Origin of the sequence: Thiorhodococcus minor (genome assembly GCF_010820565.1) — a bacterium.
GTDB lineage: Bacteria > Pseudomonadota > Gammaproteobacteria > Chromatiales > Chromatiaceae > Thiorhodococcus > Thiorhodococcus minor.
Window position 1 is genome coordinate 37924 of the sequence record NZ_JAAIJQ010000003.1, and the last position, 15741, is coordinate 53664.

14 protein-coding genes and 1 tRNA gene are annotated in these 15741 nt (G+C 66.6%); 6 read left to right on the forward strand and 9 right to left on the reverse strand.

Annotation, left to right across the window (positions count from 1 at the left end; all coding sequences use genetic code 11):
* Positions 1-172 precede the first annotated feature (172 nt).
* On the reverse strand, positions 173-337 hold the full coding sequence (locus tag G3446_RS01520; protein WP_164450634.1) for a hypothetical protein: 165 nt from the start codon (positions 335-337) through the stop codon (positions 173-175).
* Between the two features lie 45 nt (positions 338-382).
* On the reverse strand, positions 383-538 hold the full coding sequence (locus G3446_RS27420) for a hypothetical protein (protein WP_167757057.1): 156 nt from the start codon (positions 536-538) through the stop codon (positions 383-385).
* A 312-nt stretch (positions 539-850) separates the two neighbouring features.
* On the opposite strand from G3446_RS27420, the gene G3446_RS01525 reads away from it, so the two are divergent.
* Positions 851-1171 (forward strand): FeoA family protein, encoded by a 321-nt coding sequence (locus G3446_RS01525; RefSeq protein WP_164450635.1) that lies wholly within the window; start codon positions 851-853, stop codon positions 1169-1171.
* A gap of 15 nt (positions 1172-1186) precedes the next feature.
* Positions 1187-3544 carry a Fe(2+) transporter permease subunit FeoB gene (gene feoB, locus G3446_RS01530; RefSeq protein ID WP_164450636.1) on the forward strand — a complete coding sequence of 786 codons (2358 nt, stop codon included), beginning with the start codon at positions 1187-1189 and terminating at the stop codon, positions 3542-3544.
* A gap of 151 nt (positions 3545-3695) precedes the next feature.
* Here the strand turns inward: feoB and G3446_RS01535 are convergent, their stop codons facing one another.
* The 3 genes from G3446_RS01535 to G3446_RS01545 all read right to left on the reverse strand — a co-directional run bounded on the left by G3446_RS01535 (position 3696) and on the right by G3446_RS01545 (position 5777).
* The gene (locus G3446_RS01535) at positions 3696-4205 is read right to left on the reverse strand and encodes a SixA phosphatase family protein (protein WP_164450637.1); all 510 of its coding nucleotides are present in this window, start codon (positions 4203-4205) and stop codon (positions 3696-3698) included.
* A 94-nt stretch (positions 4206-4299) separates the two neighbouring features.
* Complete coding sequence (locus G3446_RS01540; RefSeq protein ID WP_164450638.1) at positions 4300-5175, reverse strand: fructosamine kinase family protein; 876 nt, start codon at positions 5173-5175, stop codon at positions 4300-4302.
* Positions 5172-5777, reverse strand: a complete 606-nt coding sequence (locus G3446_RS01545; RefSeq protein ID WP_164450639.1) for an HNH endonuclease — start codon at positions 5775-5777, stop codon at positions 5172-5174. The genes G3446_RS01540 and G3446_RS01545 overlap by 4 nt, the downstream gene beginning before the upstream one ends.
* A 509-nt stretch (positions 5778-6286) precedes the next feature.
* Between G3446_RS01545 and G3446_RS01550 the strand changes: the two genes are divergently transcribed.
* From G3446_RS01550 to G3446_RS01560, 3 genes are all read left to right on the forward strand, one after another.
* Positions 6287-8497: a primosomal protein N' gene (locus G3446_RS01550; RefSeq protein WP_164450640.1), complete on the forward strand. Its 2211-nt coding sequence runs from the start codon at positions 6287-6289 to the stop codon at positions 8495-8497.
* A gap of 181 nt (positions 8498-8678) precedes the next feature.
* Positions 8679-10460 carry an arginine--tRNA ligase gene (gene argS, locus G3446_RS01555; protein ID WP_164450641.1) on the forward strand — a complete coding sequence of 594 codons (1782 nt, stop codon included), beginning with the start codon at positions 8679-8681 and terminating at the stop codon, positions 10458-10460.
* Position 10461: 1 nt separating this feature from the next.
* Positions 10462-11079: an SPOR domain-containing protein gene (locus G3446_RS01560; RefSeq protein ID WP_164450642.1), complete on the forward strand. Its 618-nt coding sequence runs from the start codon at positions 10462-10464 to the stop codon at positions 11077-11079.
* Positions 11080-11124: 45 nt separating this feature from the next.
* On the opposite strand, the gene G3446_RS01565 is transcribed toward G3446_RS01560, so the two are convergent.
* The 4 genes from G3446_RS01565 to G3446_RS01580 all read right to left on the reverse strand — a co-directional run bounded on the left by G3446_RS01565 (position 11125) and on the right by G3446_RS01580 (position 14531).
* Entirely contained in the window at positions 11125-12300 is a 1176-nt protein-coding gene (locus G3446_RS01565; RefSeq protein ID WP_164450643.1) for an RtcB family protein, read from the reverse strand.
* Between the two features lie 88 nt (positions 12301-12388).
* Complete coding sequence (locus G3446_RS01570) at positions 12389-12568, reverse strand: hypothetical protein (protein WP_164450604.1); 180 nt, start codon at positions 12566-12568, stop codon at positions 12389-12391.
* Between the two features lie 150 nt (positions 12569-12718).
* Complete coding sequence (locus tag G3446_RS01575; RefSeq protein ID WP_164450644.1) at positions 12719-13936, reverse strand: slipin family protein; 1218 nt, start codon at positions 13934-13936, stop codon at positions 12719-12721.
* 521 nt (positions 13937-14457) lie between these two features.
* Positions 14458-14531: transfer RNA gene (locus G3446_RS01580), tRNA-Gln, on the reverse strand.
* 439 nt (positions 14532-14970) lie between these two features.
* Here G3446_RS01580 and G3446_RS01585 point away from each other — a divergent pair.
* A complete protein-coding gene (locus tag G3446_RS01585) occupies positions 14971-15561 on the forward strand; it encodes a helix-turn-helix domain-containing protein (RefSeq protein ID WP_164450645.1) in 591 nt (196 codons plus the stop codon).
* Positions 15562-15741 lie beyond the last annotated feature (180 nt).

Consider the following 15741-nt stretch of genomic DNA (forward strand, 5'->3'; position numbering starts at 1 on the left):
TTAGGCCAAGCGTGAATCGCCGACGAAGTCGGCATCTAGTCGGCGGGAGTGCATCCGAGCTGGTGCTCGAGCTGCGTTGAGCGCAGCTGTGCAGTGCGGATGGCGAGGGCCGAAGGCAGGATTGGGAGGCGCTCAGCTCGCGCGCCAGGGCGCGACCTCGCCGCGAGGTGCTTCAGCGACTGTGATCCGCCGGTGATTCGTCCGGGCGGTCTCGCGAGTCCGACTCGCGCCGCCGTTTGTCCCTGCGCAGTACCCAGAGCTGCCAGAAGCAGAGCCCGAGGGCGGCACTTGCGGTCAGCAGCGCCTTGCCGAGCATCAAGGTCCCCGTGCTGATCACGCGCCGCCCCCGAGTGATTGGCCGAGTGGCCGAGACGTCCGAGTCTCAGCCATTCGACTCGTCGGCTTTAGACTCCTGCTTGACCTCGGAGCTGGAGCTGCTCGAGTCGCGTCCCGAGCTCATGAATTGGTAATAGAGAAGCCAGCCGACCAATCCGAGAAAGACCATCATTTCGGCAGCAGCCAAGGATCCACCGTCCATCGTCGTCTCCTCCAGAGCATTGGTTATCAGTGATCTCGATCTACGGTGGGGAAGTTTTGGGATGCGCCAACCGATTGCAACCATGCCAGATCCAGGGAGGCCTCCTCGGCCAGACAGGGCTTCCTCGGCCAGACAGAGCGACTCCGAGCCGCCTAGCCAAAGACGCTAGCTCCCTTGGCACCTGCCCGTTGGCAAGAGCGGCCAAATGCGAGCATGAATCGATCTCGAATTCATCTGCGGAAGCGGCCTGCTTCGGGTTATGCTTGGATCCTTCGTATCGGAGACCGACCAAGGCCCTAGCAGTAACAGACGATGTCTCACCAGCCCCAGCTCATCCCACTCTCAGACCTTCCCCACGAGACGCCCGCCCGCCTCACCGAGATCCGTGGCGGCCGCCACCTGACGCGCCGCCTCCTGGCACTGGGTCTAAGGCAGGGCAGCTCGCTCTGCGTGGTCCAGCGCAGGGGGCAGGGTCTGGTGCTGGCGAGCGGAGAGGCACGCATCGCCGTCGGCGCCGGGATCGCGGAGAAGCTGTGGGTCACGCCCGAGGCACCCGAGGCGGGCTGCGCCCCTTGCGAGTCGGACGAGGTCGAGCAGGTCGCTGACGGCAGCCACCTGGGCGTCACGAGCTAGGGGCGGATCTTCACGATGACAGGCAAAGCCACCGGTCCCGTGGCCGCGGACGACCGACCAAGTACCCAGCTGACGGTCGCCGTTGCGGGCAACCCCAACTGCGGCAAGTCGGCCCTCTTCAATGCCCTCACGGGCATCCGGCAGACCACGGGGAACTGGCCCGGCGTCACCGTCGAGCGCAAGGAAGGCTCCATGGAGCTGGACGGGCGGCGCATCCGCGTCATCGACCTGCCCGGGATCTATTCGCTCGACGCCAACTCGCTCGACGAGGTCGTCACGCGCGACTACCTGCTCAGCCGCGACGCCGACCTGATTGTGAACGTGCTCGACGCCAGCAACCTGGAGCGGCACCTCTATCTCACGGTGCAGCTGCTGGAGATGGGCGTGCCCATCGTCATCGCGCTCAACATGATGGATGTGGCGCGCAAGCGCGGCATCCAGATCGACACCGAGCAGCTGGCCGAAGCGCTCGGCTGCCCGGTGGTGCCTCTGGTCGCCGTCAGCAAGGAAGGACTGACGGAGCTGCAGGCCCGCCTGCTCGCGGTCGCCGAGGGGCGCGAGCCCGCCGGCATGCCGCTGGCTCAGGGCGAGTGTGTCGAGGAGGCGGTCGCAGACCTGATCCCGAAGCTGGGGGACAGCGCAGAGCAAGCCAATACGCGCTGGCTGGCACTCAAGCTCTTGGAGTCAGACCCTATCGCCGAGAAGGTCGCGAGCCCCGAGGTCATGACCCTCGTCGAGCAGGCCCGTCACCAGGTCGCCGAGCGCGCGGGCGAGGACACGGACCTACACATCGCGGACACCCGCTATGGCCACGCCCATACCCTCGCCCAGCGGGTCGTGCGCGAGAGCCGCCGCGTCGAGCGCACCCTCTCGGACCGCATCGACCAAGTGGTGCTGAGCAAGCTCTTCGGCATCCCGCTCTTCCTGCTGATGATCTACCTGATGTTCATGTTCACCATGAATATCGGTGGCGCTTTCATCGACTTCTTCGACCTGTTGGGACAGGCGCTCTTCGTCGACGGCCTCGGCGCCCTGCTCGAGCGCCTGGACGCACCCGGCTGGCTCAGCCTGGTGCTCGCGGACGGCATCGGCGGCGGGCTGCAGGTCGTGGGGACCTTCATCCCCATCATCGCCAGCCTCTACATCGTGCTCTCCGCCCTGGAAGACAGCGGCTACATGGCGCGTGCCGCCTTCGTGATGGACCGCTTCATGCGCTCCATCGGGCTGCCCGGCAAGGCCTTCGTCCCCCTCATCGTCGGCTTCGGCTGCAACGTGCCGGCGGTGATGGCGACGCGCACCCTGGAGAGCGAGCGCGAGCGCAAGCTCACTATCCTCATGAACCCCTTTATGTCCTGCGGCGCGCGGCTGCCCGTCTACGCCCTCTTCGCGGCCGCCTTCTTCCCGCACTCGGGTCAGAACCTGGTCTTCGCCCTCTATCTGACAGGGATCGCGGTCGCCATCCTCTCCGGCCTGGCGATGAAGCACACCCTGCTCCAAGGCGACAGCTCGGGCATGCTGATGGAGCTGCCCCCCTATCACCTGCCGACCCTCAAGGGCGTCCTGCTGCGCACCTGGGACAGGGTCAAGCTCTTTCTCCGCGAGGCGGGCAAGGTGATCGTGCTCATGGTCCTGGTGCTCAATGTCCTCTCCACCGTGGGCAGCGACGGCAGCCTGGGCAACGAGGAGAGCGACAGCTCCATCCTGGCGGGCATCAGCCGCACCGCGACGCCACTGTTCGCCCCCATGGGCATCCGCGAAGACAACTGGCCGGCAATCCTAGGTGTCTTCTCGGGCGTTCTGGCAAAAGAGGTCATCGTCGGGACCCTGGACTCGCTCTATGGCCGACTCGCGGCCGAGGAGGCCCCGACCAGCGAGCCCGAGCCCTTCGATCTCTGGCGCGACATCGGGAGAGCCGGCGCCTCGATCGGCGAGAATCTGTCCGACCTGGGGGCGCGGGTGCTCGACCCACTGGGATTGGACGTCGGCGAAGTCGGCGACCAGGCCGCGGCCGCCGACGAGCAGGGCGTGCAAAGCGGCACCTTCGGCGCCATGGCGGAGCGCTTCGACGGCCAGGCCGGCGCCTTCGCCTATCTGCTCTTCGTCCTCCTCTACTTCCCCTGCATCGCCACCATCGGTGCCATCGTGCGTGAGGCGGGCGCGCCCTGGGCCATGTTCGTCGGCTTCTGGACGACGACCATCGCCTTCCTGACCGCGACCGTCTTCTACCAGACCGCGACCTTCGAGCGCGCCCCCCTCTCGGCCGGGATCTGGATCGCAGGCAGCATCGGGCTCTTCGCCGCCATTCTGGTCGCGCTGCGGGTGTGGGCCAGCAAGGAGCCCAGAGTAGGGACATTGGGGAAATCGGAAGCCTGACTTGGCTTGCCCCGATACGGCAAGGAGCAGAGGAGCAGAATGGGTGGTACAGCTGATCCTGATCTGAACGTAGTGGACCGAAGCGCATCGACCCAACTTCCAATTCACGTTGCGCCCTTCGCGCCTTGCGGTTCGAATCACCGCATTCGAGCTACAGACTCCTCGGGCGGGTGATGGAGACGAGCTGAGCGGTCCCTGAGCCAAGCGCCGTCCAGTCATTCGGCATCTCGAGGCGCGCGACCGTTGCGGTCGGCAGCAGCTTGCCGTCCTCCGGGATCTCGATGTCCTCGCCGACCAGGTGGCGCAGCAGCTCTTCGAGGCCGGGATTGTGGCCAACGAGCAAGACGGTCGCGGCACCCTCGGGACAGCGTGCCAAGACGTCCAGCAGCTCGGGGAGGCTGGCCTCGTAAACGGTCTCGTCCCAGACGATGCGCTTCTTCTTGAAGTCCATGCGCTTGCAGACCTTGGCGGCGGTCTGACGCGCCCGCTCGGCTGGCGAGCTGACGACGTGATCGGGCACCAAACCCTCGCGATAGAGCCAGCTGCCGACCTTGGGCGCATCGCTCTTGCCGCGCTTGGCCAGCGGACGCTCGAAGTCCGTCGCGGCGCCCGAGTCCCAATCAGATTTGGCGTGGCGGAGAAGCAGCAGCTCTCGAGGCATATAAAAGAAGGGATCAGCGTAGCTCAAACTGCGTTGCGAACCTGCTGGTGCAATGATGGCAGGTTTTTAACACATCCGTCATTTTGGCGTAACCTCAGCGGGTCTCGGCCAGCAGACGCTCGATCATCCCTTGCGATTGACTCAGGTAGCCGCCACCGAACAGATTGAGGTGGTTGAGGATGTGATAGAGATTGTAGAGGGTCTTGCGGGTCGCATAGCCAGCATCGAGCGGCCAAGCCTCCCGATAGGCGGCATAGAAGTCGCCCCCGAAGCCCCCGAACAGCTCGGTCATGGCGATATCGGCCTCTCTGTCCCCATAGTAGACCGCCGGGTCGAAGATCACCGGCTCCCCCTGACGGGTCGCGCCGATATTCCCACCCCAGAGGTCGCCGTGGAGGATGGATGCCTCCGGCGCATGGTCGATGAGTGCGTCCAGGCGCGCCATGAGGCGCTCGCCGGCAGCCTGCAGGCGTCCGCCGTAGCCATTGGCGGCGGCGATCTCGAGCTGCCGGCCGAGACGATGCTCCCGCCAGAAGCGCACCCAGTCGGTCGTTTGGGTATTGCGCTGGGGCGTGGAGCCGATGGTGTTGTCGCGCTCCCAGCCGAATGTCGGCGCGGTCGCCCGGTGCAGCTCGGCCAGCTGGCGTCCGGCAGGCACCCCGTCGAGACGACCGCCGAGATCGAGCAGCTCCATCACCAGAAAGCTCTGGCCTCCGGCGGACCCCGTGCAGATGGGCTCCGGGACGCGCATGGCGCCCGGCTCGGCCAGCGCCCGCAGGCCGGCGGCCTCCGCCTCGAACATATCCAGCCGGTCCGTCGCGTTGAGCTTGACGAAGTAGGACTGGCTGCCGTCGCCGAGCACCGCGGCTGTATTGATACAGCCTCCGCCAACCGCCCGGTTGGAGCGGACCTCGAAAGGCCGTCCCGTCGCAGTGCTGATCGCCTGTGCGATCGTCGCCCACTGCGTCATTTCGATGCCCCGCGGCCAATGCGTCGATGCAGTGGACTCGTCCGAGGAAAGTGCGCGCGCAGGAACTGCATCTGATCCGCGAGGACGTTGCGCCCCATCAAATAGATGTACTCTGCGTGCGTCGGCGTGAAGGGCACCGCGAGCAGCTCCATGCGCGCATCTTCGGGGGAGCGGCCGGCCTTATGGTTGTTGCAGCGCACACAGGCAGTGACGACGTTGTTCCAGTGGTCTTCGCCACCCTTGCTCGTCGGGCGGACATGATCTCGCGAGAGCTGCCTGGATGAGAATCGCTGACCGCAGTACATGCACATGTGATCGTCGCGCTGAAACAGGGTGCGATTCGACAGCGGCGGGACATAGTCATCCTGCAGCTTGCTCAGGGCGTGATGGATGCCGTAAGTGGCGATGATGGAATGAATTCCTAGCTGGCTCTGAGTGCGCGTCACGGCGTTGATCCCGCCGCGCAGGAGAAACAGCTGGTCGCCACAGGAGTAGGCGACCTGCCCGAGGAAATAGAGACGGGCGGCGGCCCGGTAGTCGACCCATTCCAGGGGCATACCTGCCAAATCCGTTCGCAGTACCTGTTGATTGAGTGGCAACATAGCTGGATACGGCTCGGAATTTGCGGGAATCATACACGCTCAACTCGAAGGCGCAAGGGAGCGAGACTGGGGAATGATGCATTCCGGAAACAGGATGCCGAGCGGGGCGAATTCCCATACGGCTCCCGTCGAGCGCCGCGACGGACGTCGCGGCAAGACCCTGAAGTCATCCCCCACCCACAGCCACCGCAGCGGCTTGGCCGCCTCACCGAATTCGTCAACCCCACGCAGAGCGGGACTGGCACAAATAGCGTAAGTTATTGTTTCGTCGAGCCTTGAGACCAGGTGGTCAGCATTTAGCCAGAACCGCACGAGTCCCCAAGGGACGCGCCTTGGGGACGCTTGCTCAAGGACTATCCCCAGAGTTATCCACAGATATTGTGAACAATTGACCACGAAACAACCCGAGCCCTCTCATCCCGCTCGCCCCCGTGGCAATCAGGGCGCGCACAGAAGCGGCTCTCTGGCGAAGCCAGGGCGCGATTCTTCATGATCCTTCATCACGCCTCATGATCATCTACCGCGTCGCGGTCGATGCCCCGCTCGCAGCCCTCTTCGACTATCTGCCGCCAATCGACGCCGCAGATGCATCACCGGCGCCAGGATCCCGTCTGCTCGTCCCTTTCGGACACCGCCAGCGGGTCGGGATCTTGATCGAGGTGCGCGAAGAGAGCGCGCAGCCCAGCGACAAGCTCAAGGCCGTGGAGCGGCTGCTCGACCCCAGGCCCTTGCTTGGACCCAAGGACCTGGCGCTGGTTCGCTGGGCCGCCGACTACTACCAGCAGCCCCTCGGCGAGGCGGTCTTCACCGCCCTGCCGGCACGCCTGCGCACCTCGGCCCCCCTGCTGGACGAGCACGAGCCGGGCGCTCGGGCAACGCCGCTCGGCTGTGCGACGGCCCTCGCCGATCTCGCACGCGCACCCAAGCAGCGTGCGGTGCTGGCGCTGCTGCAGAGAGCGCCGGCCGGGCTTTCGCTCACCAAGCTCGGAGCCCAGATCGGAGATTGCCGCGCAGCGCTGCGCGCCCTGCGCGAGAAGGGACTCATCGCCAGCTGCACCCTGGAGCGGCGAGAGCCGGCCCCGCAGGTGACGGCGCCTTCCCCGCCGCCACCCTACCCGCTGACCGACGAGCAATCCGAGGCGACGGCCAGCATTCAGGAAGCCTTCGGGCGCTTCCAGGCCTTTCTGCTCGACGGCGTCACTGGGAGCGGCAAGACCGAGGTCTACATCCGTCTGGTCCAGGCACTGATCGAGCAAGGCAGACAGGCGCTGGTCCTGGTCCCGGAGATCGGTCTGACCCCGCAGCTGCGCGAGCGCTTCAGCAGCCGCGTCTCTGGCCCCATCGCCGTCTTGCACTCCGCCCGCAGCAACACCGAGCGCGAGCGCGACTGGCAACTGGCCGCCCGCGGCGAGGCCGGCCTGCTGCTCGGGACCCGCTCCGCCATCTTCGCGCCTCTCCCGCGTCTGGGCCTCATCCTGGTCGACGAGGAGCACGACCCTTCCTTGAAGCAGCAAGAAGGCTTCCGCTACTCGGCGCGCGACCTGGCGGTGCGGCGTGCGCAGCTCACCAGCTGCCCGGTCGTCCTCGGCACCGCCACCCCCTCGCTAGAGACCCTTCACAACGCGCGCGCCAATCGCTACGCCTGGCTGCGCCTGAGGCACCGCACCGGACAGGCGCGCCCGCCGGCGATCTCCCTGCTCGACATCCGCCGCCAGCCCTTGCGCGCCGGCCTCTCCAATGTGCTCCGCAGCCACATGCGCGCGGAGATCGACGCCGGCAATCAGGTGCTGCTGTTCCTCAACCGGCGCGGCTATGCGCCGGTCTTCACCTGCCACAGCTGCGGCTGGGTCGGCGGATGCCGCCACTGCGACGCCCGCCTCACGCTGCACCTGCGCCAGAAGCGGCTTTGGTGCCACCATTGCGACTGGTCGCAGCCGCTGCCGACGCGCTGCCCGGAGTGCCAGGGGCTGGACCTGCGAATGCTCGGTCAGGGCACGGAGCGGCTCGAAGACGAGCTCCGCCCGCTCTTCCCCGATGTCAGCCTGGCGCGGATCGACCGCGACAGCACCCGCCGCAAGGGCGAGCTGACGCGCCTCTTCGACGCCGCCCGCAAAGGCGAGATCCAGATCCTGCTCGGCACCCAGATGCTCGCCAAGGGACACGACTTCCCAGGCGTCACCCTGGTCGGCATCCTCGACCTGGACCAATCGCTGTACGCGAGCGACTTCCGCGCCCCCGAGCGCACGGCCCAGCTGGTGATCCAGGTCGCGGGCCGCGCCGGACGGGCGGAGCGGCCGGGCCGCGTCGTCCTCCAAACCCGGCACCCAGAGCATCCGCTGCTGCAATCCCTGCTGAAGGATGGCTATGGCGGATTCGCCGCCCAGGAGCTCGACGAGCGCCGCGCGGCCGAGCTGCCGCCCTTCATGCATCTCGCCCTGGCGCGGGCCGACGCGGCGGACGAGACGCTTGCCCTGGACTTCCTGCGCGAGGCACGCCGCCTCGGCGAGCGGCTCGACGAGTCCCGCGTCCAGCTGCTCGGTCCAGTCCCGGCCCCCATGGAGCGCCGCGCCGGACGCTACCGCGCCCAGCTCCTGCTGCAATGCGCCAGCCGCCCCCTCCTGCAGCGGTTTCTCCGCCACTGGACCCACGCGCTGCGCCAGCTTCCACGACGGCGCGGACTGCGCTGGTCGCTGGATGTCGACCCTCAGGACATGCTCTAACCATCCGACGCGGGTTCAGGTATCCTTGTGCTCGCCGTTTTCCGCCCGAGCGCGGGGGCGGCGCGACACCCAAGCACCGAAACAATCAACCCGTTGCGGACTCCCCAGAACCCTGGCTCAGCGATGCGCCGAGGCGCGCCCGGAGCCGAGTCTCGCGCGAGTCGGCAAGCCGTCAGCCTGCATGAAGCAAGACATCAAAGATCTCATCTCCGCCGCGCTCTCCGCGCTCACCAGCAACGGCCAGCTCGCGCTCGCCGAGCCTCCAGAGCCCCAGGTGGAGCGCGCCAAGGACGCCTCTCACGGCGACTTCGCGACCAACATCGCCATGGTGCTGGCCAAGCAGGCGCGCACCAAGCCGCGCGACCTGGCGCAGCACATCCTCGACGCCCTGCCCGCCTCGCCACTGGTCGCCAAGGCCGAGATCGCGGGCCCCGGCTTCATCAACTTCTTCTTGGCCGAGGACGCCTACCGCGCCGTCGTGCCGCGCGTCCTCGAGGCCGGTCGCGGCTATGGCCGCAGCGACATCGGCGCCGGCAAGCGCGTACAGGTCGAGTTCGTCTCCGCCAACCCGACCGGGCCCCTCCATGTCGGACACGGGCGCGGCGCGGCCTATGGCGCCGTGGTCGCCGATCTGCTCGCGGCCGTGGGCTTCGACGTGCACCGCGAGTACTACGTCAACGACGCCGGCCGCCAAATGGACATCCTGGCCGCATCCGTTTGGCTCAGATACCTCGAGCTGTGCGGCGAGGAGCTGAGGTTCCCGAGCAACGGCTACAAGGGCGATTACGTCTGGGACATCGCCGCGACCCTGCACCGCGAGCACGGCGACGCCTACCGCGTCGAGGCCGGGCAGGTCTTCGCCGGCCTGCCGCCGGATGCCGCGCTCGAAGGCGAGCCCCAAGACGACGGCGGCGACAAGGAGGCCCATATCGACGGCCTCATCGACGCCGCCAAGCGCCTGCTCGGCGACAACCGCTACCGCTATGTCTTCGAGCTGGGCCTGAGCACCATCCTCGACGACATTCGCGCCGACCTCCTGGAGTTCGGCGTGGAGTATCAGGAGTGGTACTCCGAGCGCTCGCTCACCGAGAGCGGCGCGGTCAACAAGGCCATCGAGCGGCTGCGCGAGTCGGGCCAGGTCTACGAGCAGAATGGCGCGCTCTGGTTCCGCTCCACCGACTTCGGCGACGAGAAGGACCGCGTGGTGGTGCGCGACAACGGCCAGACCACCTACTTCGCCTCCGACATCGCCTACCACATGGACAAGCTCGAGCGCGGCTTCGACCGCGTCATCGACATCTGGGGCGCGGATCACCACGGCTACATCCCGCGCGTCAAGGCGGCGCTCAAGGCACTCGGCGACAACACCGATCGGCTCGATGTCCTGCTGGTCCAGTTCGCCATCCTCTATCGCGGCGGCGAGAAGGCGCAGATGTCGACCCGCTCCGGCGAGTTCGTCACCCTGCGGCAGCTGCGCAAGGAGGTCGGCAGCGACGCCGCGCGCTTCTTCTACGTGATGCGCCGCTGCGAGCAGCACCTGGACTTCGACCTCGACCTGGCCAAGTCACAGTCCTCGGACAACCCGGTCTACTACGTCCAATACGCCCATGCCCGGGTCTGCAGCGTGCTGCGCCAGGCCGCCGATCGCGGCATGGTCGTCGAGCCGAGCAGCGGGACCACGCACCTGGACAGGCTCTCGGAGGAGCACGAGCAGGCCCTGCTGCGTACCCTGACGCGCTATCCCGAGGTCGTCGAATCGGCCGCCCTCAAGGAAGAGCCGCATCAGCTCACCCACTACCTGCGCGAGCTGGCCAACGAGCTTCACACCTACTACAACGCCCACCAGTTCCTGGTCGAGGACACCGCTCTGCGCGACGCCCGCATCAAGCTGATCCTGGCCGTGCGTCAGGTGCTGCGCAACGGTCTGGGGCTGCTCGGCGTTTCAGCACCGGAGAGCATGTGACATGCCCAGGGACTATCGCCGCTCCAGCCAATCGCAGCCGTCCAAGCGCAAGCAAAGCAGGTCCTGCGTCTGGTGGCTGATCGTCGGCATCGCCGTCGGAGTCGTGGCCACCAAGATCCTGGCCCCGGGCCAGGACGCGGCGGAGCCAGCGACCGAAACGGCGGCACGCGAGAGCGCTAGTCCCAGCCGGCCCAAACCGAGCTTCAAGTTCGAGGAGATCCTCACCCAGGCCGAGGATGACGACGATGGCAAGGCCCCGCCGCTGCCACCGCCGGCACCACGTCCTCAGCCGCCCGTGCAGGAGAAGCCAGCCACGCCCGAGCCGGCGCAAGCCAGGGCCGTCGAGCCGGCACCCACGCCGGCGCCAGCGGCCAAGCCTCGCCGCGGCTCCTATGTCGTCCAGGTCGGCTCCTTCAGCCGAGCGGCGGATGCCGAGCGCCTCAAGGCACAGCTCGCGATGCTCGGCGTCTCCACCAGCGTCCAAGCCGCGACGCTCTCCAACGGCCGCGTCACCCATCGCGTGCGCACCGGCGGGTACGCCAGCCGGGCAGAGGCCAAGAAGGTCCAGGCACTGCTGAAGCGCCATGGGAAAGACAGCCTCGCCATCCCGGTCAAATAGCACTCCACATCAGCTGCCGCCGCCTCATGACGGCGGCAGCCCGCCTCACCCCTTGACCGTCAGCACCTGCTTCAGGGTGTGCACCACCTCGACCAGGTCGGTCTGGTCTGCCATGACGGCGTCGATGTCCTTGTAGGCCGCCGGGATCTCATCGATCACGCCCTTGTCCTTACGGCACTCGACACCCTGCGTCTGGGCCTCCAGGTCCTTGCGGGTGAAGCGACGGGTCGCCTCCCCACGGCTCATGCGCCGCCCCGCCCCGTGCGAGCAGGAGCAGAAGGACATGGGATTCCCCAGCCCCCGCACGATATAGGACTTGGCGCCCATGCTCCCCGGGATGATCCCCAGCTCGCCCTCGCCCGCGCGGATCGCGCCCTTTCGGGTGAGGTAGACGTCCTTTCCGAAGTGATGCTCGCGTGCCACATAGTTGTGGTGACAGTTGATCGCCTCCGTGGTCGTCTCGAAGGGCGGCAGCCGATCGCGCAACGCCTCGATGATGAGCCGCATCATCTGACGACGGTTTTCCAGCGCATAGTCCTGCGCCCAGCCGACCGCCTCGACATAGTCGTCGAAGTGCTTGCTGCCCTCGGGCAGGTAGGCGAGGTTCTGGTCCGGGAGCCGGATCTTCCAGTGCTCCATCTCGCGCTTCGCCAGCTCGATGAAGTGCATCCCGATGCGGTTGCCGATCCCGCGCGATCCCGAGTGCAGCATGATCCAAACCTGCTGGGCCTCGTCGAGACAGAGCTCGATGAAGTGGTTTCCGCCACCCAGGCTTCCCAGCTGGCTCTGCCAGCGGGCGTGAATCTTGGGGTGCTTGTCCAGGATCGGCTTGAGGCCCGGGGCCACGCGCTTCAGCCCCTCGGCGCACCAGGCATCCTCGGCGTGTCCGTCGAAGCCGACCGGCACGGCGGCCTCGATCGCCGAGCGCACCCTGGCCAAGGAATCCGGCAGCTGATCCGCGCGCAGCGACAGCCGCAGCGCATTCATGCCGCAGCCGATGTCGACCCCAACCGCCGCAGGAATGATGGCCCCGAGGGTCGGGATCACGGACCCGATGGTCGCCCCCATTCCCCAATGCACGTCCGGCATGGCCGCCACGTGCGAATGGATGAAGGGCAGCTGGGAGACGTTCTCCAGCTGCTTCATGGCGTTCTCGGCCACGTCCTCCGTGTAGATCTTGACCGGGACACGGCCCTTGCTGATGACTCGCTTGATCGGCATGGTCTTCTTCCTGCCAGTAAGGTGCTAGGCGATGCTCGAGCAGCACCGACGCGCTGCCACTCTAAAGCGTGAGAGCAAACCCGTTCGCTTACTTGTGCTTTCGCCTCTTATCGTTTCGTATTTCACCGGGATCGAGACCCTGAAAGGCGTCGATTCCTGCCTCGATCGTCTTGCGGTAGCCCGCCCGAATACTCGATGCGGACCGCTCATGCGGCCCGCCCTTGCGCAGCAGCGGGGACCGGGCGACCGGGTTTCGCAGCTTGCTCATCTCCTTGTACCTCGTTGCTATGACCCGTGACCAAACGACCGCAATCCTTTGCGGCACGTCAATCATCTTAGGGTGGACGAGCGGGAGCGAAGTCCACCGAATCTCGCCTCGGCGCTGGTGGACTGCGCTGCGCTTGTCCACCCTACGCATCTACCCCTTGGGGGCCTCGATCCGGACCAGCCCCTGCAGCAGCGATTCCATGCCGCCGAAGACAGTCAGACTGCCGACCCGCTCGGTGACGCGCTCCAGCGCCTCCAGCTCCTTGAGCCGCAGCAGGACCGGGTTCTGGTCCATCAGCTTGGCGGTGTTGAGCAGCGACCGCGTCGCCGCCGTCTCCTCGCGGCGGCGGATGAGGTTGGCCTGGGCCGCCTTCTCCGCCTCCACCACCTGGTTGAGGATCTGCTTCATGTCACCCGGCAGGATGACGTCCTTGATCCCCAGCGCCTCGACCTGGATCCCGTAGGGCTCCGCGCGCTCCTGGATGCCTGCGAGCAATCCCTGCTCGGTCACGCCCTTCTGCTCCAGCAGCTCGTCGAGCGTGCGGTCGCAGATGGCCTGACGCAGCCCGAACTGCAGCTCCCGATACAGGAAGTCCTTGTACTTCGGCAGCCCGGCACGGACCTTCACGGGGTCCTCGACCCGGTAGTGCGCGCTCAGGTTGATCCGCAGGCTCACCTTGTCACGGGTCAGGATCTCCTGCCCCTGGACCTCCAGCTCCTGCAGCCGCAGGTCGGTCACTTCCACCTGCAGATTCCGCGCGAAGCTCCAGAAGGCGTGGACTCCAGGCTGTAGCGTCCGGATCAGCCGTCCATCCTGGATCAACAGACCGATCTCGTGGTCGGCGACCTCCTCCTCGAGGATGTTGTCCAGAAACTCCGTCCCCGGCAGCACCTTGCCCAGCGTGCGGGCCTTCTCCCGCAGTGCGGGCGAGGCCGTGGTCCAGGCGTCCCTATGCCGCATCCGGCGGATGCTCTCCATGAGCTCGGCATCGACGGCCAGGTCGGCCGACAGGTCGACCCGCTCGACGCGCACCTCGATCGGCCCCTTCCAGTAGAAGCGACGACTCATGGGCGGAATCAGCGTGGTCAGCCGGCCCTCCAGGTAGACCAGTCCGGCCTCTCGATCGGCGGTCTCGACCGCGTCGACCCAGGCATTCCAGAGCGCCGCGGCCTCCTTGCGGAAGACCTCGGCATGCGCGTGGCTCAGCTCCGGATTGGTCAGGTCGTAGACCTCGATGGCCAGGGCGCCGGCCAGGTCCACCCAGTGGTAGACGCCCGGCCCCAGCACCTGCTCCAGCATCCCGTTCTTCAGCACCAGGGCACGCTCGTGCTGGGCGACGACCTGTCGCTTGTATCCCATGATTCTCATCGTTCTCGTCTCCTCTGCCGTCGGTCGATCAAGGGGGCGGCATCATGTCTACCTGTTTCGCTTATCGGTTGGGTTGCGGAAGAGCGACCAGCTTCCAGCCCCTGCGTCATCGCGCTCTTCGATTGCTGACGCCTCCAACAGCCGCTCGAATCGAGCCAATCCAGTTGCTCGTCAACTGGCTGACTGCAAAAAGCTGGCAGCTGGAGGCTGGAAGCTGGCAGCTCTCTTAAGCGGCTCGCCCCGCGTCGCGGCGATGGGCCATGAAGGCCGCACGGCCGCTAGGCTCCGGCTTGGTCGAGCCGCGACCCTGCGGCGCCTTCCGCACTCCTGTGCAGACGACCTGCTGCGAAGCGCTCCGATCCGCGCGTTTCTCCAAGGCGCAAGATCGCCGCGACGCCCCCGATCCGGCCTCCCTGCCGGCCCGCCGACGGGCGGGGATCGCTTGATCATCGGGCTGGGGCTCACCCCTGGGCTGTGGTTGGAGCAGGCTCCAACCGAAGGCGATGGACAGTCGCCTCATGTGGCAACGGCGGGATTCGAACCCGCTACCCACTGGTCCAAAACCAGTTGCTCTACCCGATTGAGCTACGTTGTCGCCTCCACGGCCATCGCGCAGTGGGTACGGACCCCAGGGACACCCTCTGGCGCCTAGGCCCGCCACCGGGGCATTCAGAGCCCCAAGCGCTGACCACGCGATGCGCTCCGCGAAGCTGGTTTCGCCCGAAGCGCCAAGTCTCCAGGCACAAAAAAGCCCCGACCGGTGCTCCCGGTCGGGGCTTGAAATCCCGCCGGAAGGCCCTTTTGCTGGGCCTTCCGCGATCACAATCGAAAAAGACTCAGCTCAGAGGCGCAGCACTGTCCGTCCGCCCCGCGAAGGAGGTCCGGAGCCCTGGTTGTTTGAGGTTGCCGCTGACGATCATTGGAGTCTCGATCCTCTCGATTGCAGTTGTCAGTTGATTCAATGGGCGGCTAGTCTAGCGCGCAAATCAAGTATGTCAACACAAATATCAAGATTCTTGTAAATCACCGAGCACATGCAATCGACCACGATCCCCGGACGTATAAAGCTCGCGCGCAAGATGGCCGGCCTGCCCACTCAGGCCAGCCTCTTGGTGTGCATCCCCGGCTGGAAGCCCTCGCGGCTCGGCAACTATGAGGCCGGCATCTCCACGCCTGGCGCGGACGACATGCTGCTGATCGCGGAGGCGACCGGCGTCTCCGCCTGCTGGCTGATGTTCGGCCAGGGGCCGATCCGACCGAGCGAGCGCGACCTCCAGGCCGTGCGGCACCAGAATCTGGCCCAGGCGCTGGATGGCATCGAGGCGGACGAGGAACGGCTGGCGGAGACGGTCAAGCGGCTGCGCATCTCGCGCAAGCGGCTGCGGGAGCACCTGGACAATCCCTTTCTGCCGATCTCCGACGAGCTGGCCCGCAGACTGGAGCGCCTCCTCGGCGCCAAGCCGGGCTGGCTGGACGAGCAGCACGTCGAGCGCGACCCGCTCTTCCTGTCCTTCCCCGAGGAGATGCGCGAGCTGATGATGATCTATTCCGAGCTGCCCGCCAGCCAGCGCCCCGTGCTCATGGCGACGGTGCGCGCCCTGCGGGATTCACTGACGACGGCCTAGCTTGGCGAATCTCAGCGTCGGTGCCGATGGCCCCAAGGCTGGGAGTGTCGGCCTCCAGGCCGACACCTGTTGACCTGGAGGCCGTAGCGGGCTTCACCTGGCGGGTGAGCCAGCAGGAAACCCCGATCTTGAAAGTGATCAAGGCCTTGCATGAAGCACGAAGCGGTCAACTGCCGGATC